This window comes from Chryseobacterium sp. 2TAF14 (assembly GCF_052115105.1).
Taxonomy (GTDB): domain Bacteria; phylum Bacteroidota; class Bacteroidia; order Flavobacteriales; family Weeksellaceae; genus Chryseobacterium.
In genome coordinates, this window is record NZ_JBFRGA010000125.1 from 1 (window position 1) to 7811 (window position 7811).

General features: G+C 35.6%; 6 protein-coding genes and 1 pseudogene. 2 read left to right on the forward strand and 5 right to left on the reverse strand.

Translation table 11 applies throughout. From position 1 onward, the window contains the following. On the reverse strand, positions 1 to 307 hold a 307-nt coding region (locus tag AB4Y90_RS12585), incomplete at its 3' end, for an acyl-CoA thioesterase (RefSeq protein ID WP_441557919.1). Between the two features lie 78 nt (positions 308 to 385). On the opposite strand from AB4Y90_RS12585, the pseudogene AB4Y90_RS12590 reads away from it, so the two are divergent. Continuing rightward, positions 386 to 475: pseudogene (locus AB4Y90_RS12590) on the forward strand (double zinc ribbon domain-containing protein); the annotation flags it as partial. 60 nt (positions 476 to 535) lie between these two features. After that, positions 536 to 1039 (forward strand): ComF family protein, encoded by a 504-nt coding sequence (locus AB4Y90_RS12595; protein ID WP_441557924.1) that lies wholly within the window; start codon positions 536 to 538, stop codon positions 1037 to 1039. 247 nt (positions 1040 to 1286) lie between these two features. On the opposite strand, the gene AB4Y90_RS12600 is transcribed toward AB4Y90_RS12595, so the two are convergent. From AB4Y90_RS12600 to katG, 4 genes are all read right to left on the reverse strand, one after another. Then, positions 1287 to 2747, reverse strand: coding sequence for a hypothetical protein (locus AB4Y90_RS12600; RefSeq protein ID WP_441557920.1), 1461 nt, complete (start codon positions 2745 to 2747; stop codon positions 1287 to 1289). A 216-nt stretch (positions 2748 to 2963) separates the two neighbouring features. Continuing rightward, entirely contained in the window at positions 2964 to 3614 is a 651-nt protein-coding gene (gene upp, locus AB4Y90_RS12605) for a uracil phosphoribosyltransferase (RefSeq protein WP_441557921.1), read from the reverse strand. A 115-nt stretch (positions 3615 to 3729) separates the two neighbouring features. Further along, entirely contained in the window at positions 3730 to 5040 is a 1311-nt protein-coding gene (gene der / locus AB4Y90_RS12610) for a ribosome biogenesis GTPase Der (RefSeq protein WP_441557922.1), read from the reverse strand. Positions 5041 to 5470: 430 nt separating this feature from the next. Next, the gene (katG, locus tag AB4Y90_RS12615) at positions 5471 to 7744 is read right to left on the reverse strand and encodes a catalase/peroxidase HPI (RefSeq protein ID WP_441557923.1); all 2274 of its coding nucleotides are present in this window, start codon (positions 7742 to 7744) and stop codon (positions 5471 to 5473) included. Positions 7745 to 7811: the final 67 nt, after the last annotated feature.

The following is a 7811-nucleotide window of genomic DNA, read 5'->3' on the forward strand; positions in this document are numbered from 1 at the left end:
GCGAATCTACCACCAAAATATCGTTGCAGTAAAACTCTACTTTTCTCGGCTGCCGTATTCCTTCAGGCTGTTTTGGATATGTTTTTACCGTAATTATTTCTCCTAAATAAACCTGCTTTTTGTACTGAATATGATGATCGAGAAGCATCCAGATATCATCCGGAAAATTTAATTTGTATTTTACAGAATCCCAATGTTCACCCGCAATTTCTTCTACCCATTTTACATACTGCACATTGTTGACATGGTTGTTTCCGTCAATATGCTCTTCGATTACCTTTATTTTCTTTTCAAAAATCAAACTCATACTCAAAGATAGGATTTTTCAGTCCGAAACTGTTCTATTTAAATAATTTTGATTAAATTGGTTTCATAAAACACACAAATGATTTTAGATATATTTTTTCCAAATCGTTGCATCCACTGCAACCGAATTATTGACAGCGACTCACTTGTTTGCAATATTTGTTTTGAACAAATTCACTTTACCCATTTTTACTTTTTTGAATCAAATTATATCCAGGAGAAATGCAAATTGCTTTTTCCTATTGAACACGCATTTGCTTTAATGCAGTTTGAAAAAGAAAATGTAAGCCGGAAAATCATTCACGCATTAAAGTATAAAAGCCGTAAAAAAGCCGCAGAGATTTTAGCAGAATGGACGACTGAGCGTTTAAATTTCAAAAACGAAAAACCCGATCTGTTGGTTTCCGTTCCTTTGCATCCGAAGAAATTAAAGGAAAGAGGCTATAACCAACTGCATTTGTTTACAGAAACTTTATCTGAGTTTTACGAAATTCCTTTCAGCCATGATTTAATTAAAAGAAATCATTACTCGAAAGCTCAAGCTTTGAAAGACCGGAAACACCGTCTGGAAACCCAGAATACTTTTTCGACTACAAAGAGCATTTCGGGAAAACATATTTTGCTGATTGACGATGTTTTTACCACCGGAAATACGGTTGCTTCGATTGCCTGGGAAATTTTGAAAGCAGGAAACAACAAAGTAAGCGTTCTGGTAATGGCAATGGACGAATAATTTTTAAGTCTGTTTAAACTAATTTAGATTTAACCACAAAAGCAATAAAAGACAATTACAAAGTTATTATAAGATAATCAAAGTTTTCAAAAGAATAAAAATCAAAGATTTTTAAAGCTTTATGTGCTTTTTTCAACTTAAAATAAAAACACTAAGTCTTTTGCCTCTTTTGTGGTTAAATAAAAGTTTAAAAAAAAGTTTCATTAAAAAAGCCCCAATCATTACAATTGAGGCTTTAAAAAATTTATTAATCCACTTTTTTCCTTCTGAATTCTTCGAAGCTATCTATATAATCTTCAGATCCTCTGCTCGATTTCATCGTACTTGTCTTTTTAGATTTATAATATTTATTCAGAAAAGCGAGATATGAATTCATCGACTTGAAGTTCATTGCCATATTATAATCAAAGGTAAATTGCCCCGGATCAAAACTTTCCCCCTTCAGATTCCTGTTATAGCGCAAAAATTCGGGAGTATTGTAATTAAAGAAAGTAGCTCCCTGGTTTGGCGAAGGTAAAAGGAATGAAACAAATTTTTGCTGTGACGGCGAGTGACAGCTCATACATGAGGTCATCGGCAATCTTGCAATTGTATCTGTTTTCGTTACGCCTTTGTCGGTAACAGCAACTACACCCTGCAATGCAACAGCTCCGTCATTGGGACCGCTCAATCTTCCGCCCCATCCTAAAGTTTCTCGGCTGTAATGTGGTGCATTATCATTAATCCATGTTTGTTTCAAATTCTTGTTTTGCACTTCTACTGATGCAAAATTGGTATCAACTTCAGGATCCATCCCCCACATTGCGCCAAGCGGCACAAATTTATCTAAGATATTATCAGATTTAATATTTTTATCGTACACAAAAGTTGTGAAAATCCAACCTGTATCCGGAGCGGCTTTAGAATCTTTAACCACCACATCAATCTGAAATAAGCTTACCTTTTTATAATCAAACCTGTTTCTGTAGGGGTCTTTAGATTGGGCATCCAACTGATTATAAATTGTAAAAAGAGGAGCATCTTGCATATCGGGCCACTCGTCACCGTTAAGCTCAGAAAAAGCAAACTTCACAATAACGGAACCTTCCTTAAACTGACCTTTATCTGCACTGAGATCTACAGTGATAAAATTATTGATCGGTTTTGTACTTTTAAAATAAGCCGAATCTATCGTTAACGGAACATTTCCGTTCTTATCAAAAACTTCGCCTATCGTAAACGCCGCCAACGGATCGTACAGTACCAGTACAAAGCCTTCCTGGTTTTTATTTACTCCTGTAAAAGTGCCTGCCGAATTAGGATTTCCGGGATAAGTTCCCATAATAGGATCTCTTTTGCTTCCCATCCAGGGCTCATGAAACCAGCCCACATCTTTTGCATTGAACTTATCTTTCTCATTAATCATTTTAGTAATTAACGGTGATGCATAATCTTTCAGTCCGTCAATATACTTTCCTGCATTTTGCACAGTGATTTTTTCATTAAAATCGTTAATGAATTTAAATCCTAAATCGGGTTGTGTGCGAGGATAATCTGCATTTAATTTAAAGAAATCTTGCCTGTCTTTCGGGATTGAATCGGAATGATTTTTAAATGCTTCTTTCCTCACCATTTCATCCGGCGGTAAATCTGATTTTGCTTTTTTCTCTTCGCTACAGGACCATAGCGCAAGCGAGCCTAAAGTAAGGCTTAAAAAAAATGTTCTCATTGAATTTTAGTTTTTGGTTATTAGTTTTTAATTATTATTGAATTTTTTATATTCAATAATGATTAATTAAATATAAGAAATTTTTATATATAATTTAACATACAATCAAAAACAATATAAAATTAATACAAAGAACACCACAATTAATTAAAATTTATCACAAAAAAACTTCAGATTAAAATCTAAAGTTTATATAATTTTGAATACCTATTTTATTTATCTCTGCAGTTTTTCGCCATAACTCAAATCTCCGGCATCGCCTAAACCCGGTGTAATATATCCTTTTGAAGTTAAATTTTCATCAATTGCACCTACCCAGATTTTCGCATCAGGATAAGCTTTTTCGATCGTCTCAACACCTTGTTTTGAAGCAATTGCCGCTACAATGTGAAGCTGAGTTGGCGTTCCGTTGGTTAATAAATCTTTGATGGCTTCAATTAAAGAAGCTCCGGTTGCCAACATCGGGTCTGCAACGATAAGAGGTCTTCCGTCAATATTAGGGCAGGTAAGATAATCCTGTTTTATTGAGAAATAATCATTGGCATCGTGCTTTCTGTACGCTGCAACAAAACCACAATCTGCTTTATCCAAATAATTTAAAATTCCTTCAAACAAAGGCACTCCGGCTCTCAGAATAGTTGTAATTACAGGCTGAACAGCGATTTCTTTTACTTTAATCGTATCTAAAGGAGTCTGAATTTCAATTTCTTTCTGCTCTAAACTTTTACTGATCTCGAACGCCGCAATCTCTCCTATTCTTTCCATATTTCTACGGAATCTCATTCGGTCATGCTGGATTTCTACGTTTCTCAATTCGTTGATCCATGAATTGACTAAAGAAAACTGTTCTGATAAGACTGTAACCATAATTTTAATTTAAAAATTAGGAAATTTGAAAATTTGAAAATAACTTTAAAAAGCTCAATTAAAAATAATGATTTTAATTTTCAAATTAAACCATTATCAAGTTTTCAAATTGATATTATTTTTGTCTGAAATACACTTCGATAGGAACTCCGGTAAACCCAAATTCTTTTCTCAATTGGTTTTCAGTAAATCTTTTATAAGGTTCTTTCACATATTGCGGCAGGTTACAGAAAAATACAAACTGCGGTGACGGTGTTGGTAGCTGTACGCAATATTTGATTTTAATATATTTCCCTTTGTTTGCCGGTGGCGGAGTTGCTTCAAAAATCGGAAGCATCACTTCATTTAATTTTGAAGTTTTAATTTTTTTCTTACGGTCTTCATAAACAGTCATTGCCATTTCTACCGTTTTCAAAATTCTCTGCTTCGTTAAAGCCGAAACAAACAAAATTGGAATATCGCTGAACTGCCCGATTTTATCTCTGATCGATTTTTCGAAATCTCTGATGGTATTTGTTTGCTTATCTTCAATCAAATCCCATTTGTTGACAACGATTACGATACCTTTTCTGTTTTTCTGAGCCAAACCGAAGATATTCATATCCTGAGATTCCCATCCCAAAGTCGCATCAACCATGATGATCACCACATCAGAATATTCGATCGAACGAATAGAACGCATTACAGAATAAAATTCAAGATCTTCATTCACTTTAGATTTACGACGCATTCCGGCTGTATCTACCAATACAAACTCGTGTCCGAATTTATTATACAACGTCTGAATACTGTCTCTTGTAGTTCCTGCAACATCTGTTACAATATTTCTTTCGGCATCAAGTAATGCGTTGGTCATTGTAGATTTCCCTACGTTTGGACGACCTGCAATCGTAATTTTTGGTAATCCTTCGAAAGGATCTTTATAATCTGTAGTCGGGAAATCTTTTACGATATCATCCAAAATTTCTCCTGTTCCTGAACCGGTTGCTGAAGAAATAGTATAATATTTTTCAATTCCTAACTGGTAAAATTCGGTTGCATCAAGCTCTTCTTTTGCAGAATCTACTTTATTGATTACGATATAAGTAGGCTTATTTGATCTTCTCAACATTTCATGGATCTCATAATCCGTATCAGTAAGACCTTCTTCTACATTCAGCATAAAAATAATTGATGTAGCTTCGTCAATTGCCAACTGCACCTGCTTTGAAATTTCACCCTGGAAAACATCATCGTTATTAACATCATAACCACCTGTATCAATTACCGTAAAATCTACTCCATTCCAGTCAGATTTTCCGTAATGACGGTCTCTGGTTACCCCAGCAGTAGAGTCTACAATAGCCTCTCTTCTTTCTAATAAACGATTAAATAACGTGGATTTTCCTACGTTGGGACGCCCAACAATAGCAACAATATTTGACATAAAAAATGTTTAATAATCCTTCGCCATAGCGACAGGACAAGATTATCAATGAGTTACTCCAACTTTTGGAGCTCAATTTTTTTGCAAAGATAAGCTTTTATTATTTAAGCAATAAAAAACTATATGATTGTGAATTTGATATTTTTGAAATTAATACCTTTTTTATTATAGCAAATTTTTTATGAATAAGAATTTATTGTTAAAATCTAAACCATTAAGAAAGTGAAAGTTTTAAGTTTTATTAAGGATCATTAATAAAGCGTACTATCGTTAAACAATTTTGCGCCTTTGCGAAAAACCAATCATGAAATTCATATTTATTAATTTTTAAACAGGCTCTTAATGGTTTTAAAAATTTAAACAACTCTAATATTTAATTAAAAAGACAGCCAAAAATGACTGTCTTCATAAAATCAGATTTATATAAATATTAGATTAAATCAAATCGGTCTAAGTTCATTACTTTCGTCCAGGCTGCGACAAAATCTTTTACAAATTTTTCCTGAGCATCAGAACTTGCATATACTTCAGCTAATGCTCTTAACTCAGAATTTGAACCGAATACCAAATCTGCTCTGCTTGCCGTCCATTTCGGCTGTCCGGTTGATCGGTCGGTTCCCATATACAATTCGTTATCTTCCGAAATAGATTTCCACTGCGTTCTCATATCCAGAAGATTGACGAAGAAATCATTCGTCAAGATTCCGGGACGTTGAGTGAAAATGCCGTTTTTAGAGCCATCAAAATTGGTATCTAAAGCACGCATTCCTCCGATCAGAACTGTTAATTCCGGCGCAGTCAATGTTAATAATTGAGCTTTATCAATAAGTAAAGATTCTGTAGAAACAGAGAATTTTTTCTTTAAATAATTTCTAAATCCATCTGCTGCAGACTCCAAATACCCCATTGATTCTACATCGGTTTGTTCCTGAGAAGCATCCATTCGACCCGGAGCAAAAGGAACAGAAATATTTTGTCCGGCATCTCTGGCTGCTTTTTCCACTGCTGCACTTCCCGCCAAAACAATTAAATCGGCTAACGAAACTCTTTTGTTTCCGGGTTGAGAACCATTAAAATCATTCTGAATATTTTCTAAAACATTTAAAACTTTTTGCAATTGAACCGGGTTATTTACCTCCCAGTCTTTTTGCGGAGCTAGACGAATTCTCGCTCCATTTGCACCACCTCGTTTATCATTTCCTCTGAATGTAGAAGCCGATGCCCAAGCTGTAGAAACCAATTCTGAAACGCTTAATCCTGAATTTAAAATTTTAGATTTTAAAAATTCAACATCTGAATTATCTACCAATTCATGATTCACTTCAGGAATAGGATCTTGCCAGATTAAATCTTCTGCGGGAACTTCAGGTCCTAAATAACGAACTTTTGGTCCCATATCTCTATGTGTCAGTTTAAACCATGCACGAGAAAATGCTTCTGCAAAAGCATCTGGATTTTCAAAAAAGTTTCTTGATATTTTTTCATAAACAGGATCAAATCTTAACGAAAGATCTGTTGTAAGCATCGTTGGTCTGTGTTTTTTATCCGGATCAAAAGCATCAGGAATAATATGTGCTCCGTGTTTCGCCACCCATTGATGAGCTCCTGCCGGACTTTTAGTTAATTCCCATTCGTTTTCAAATAAATTTTTAAAGAAAAGATTACTCCATTCTGTTGGTTTTTCAGTCCATGTTACTTCCAGTCCGCTGGAAATTGCATCAGGACCTTTTCCAGATTTATAAGAACTGTTCCATCCAAATCCTTGCGATTCAATTCCGGCTGCTTCAGGCTCTTTTCCTACATGATCTGCAGGACCTGCACCGTGAGTTTTTCCGAATGTGTGACCTCCCGCAATTAACGCAACGGTTTCTTCATCATTCATCGCCATTCTTCCGAAGGTATCACGAATATCTTTTGCTGCCAAAATCGGATCAGGATTTCCGTCCGGTCCTTCAGGATTTACGTAGATAAGTCCCATTTGTACTGCTGCCAAAGGTTTTTCGAGATCTCTGGAATGTTTAACTTCAGAATCATCTTCTGCCGGAAGAACACCGTGACCTTCAACACCCGGAGAACCGTGTGCGTAACGAAGATCTCCGCCTAACCAGGTTTTTTCTGTTCCCCAGTATACATCCTGATCGGGTTCCCAAACATCTTCACGACCACCTGCAAACCCGAAAGTTTTGAAACCCATCGATTCAAGGGCTACATTTCCGGTAAGAATTAAAAGATCTGCCCAAGATATTTTTTGACCATATTTTTGTTTAATTGGCCAAAGTAGCCTTCTTGCTTTATCTAAACTTACATTATCGGGCCAGCTGTTTAACGGTGCAAAACGCTGTTGTCCCGCTCCTGCTCCGCCTCTTCCGTCACCTACACGATATGTTCCTGCGCTATGCCAAGCCATTCTGATAAACAAAGGCCCGTAATGCCCGAAATCTGCAGGCCACCAATCTTGGGAATCCGTCATTAATGCATGAAGGTCTTTTTTTACACTTTCGAGATCGAGAGTTTTAAAAGCTTCGGCATAATTAAAATCTTTTTGCAGGGGATTTGATAATGATGAGTGTTGTCTTAAAATATCAACCCTTAACTGATCCGGCCACCAATCTTTATTGTTGGTTCCGCCTCCTGCAACGTTTTCTTTTTTCATCGATCCGTTATGAAACGGGCATTTGCTGATGTCATTTAAATCATTTTCCATTTTAGTTTAATCTTTTATGTTGGTTTAACTCTTATTTTTCTTTAACAACTTTACAAACCTACGACAC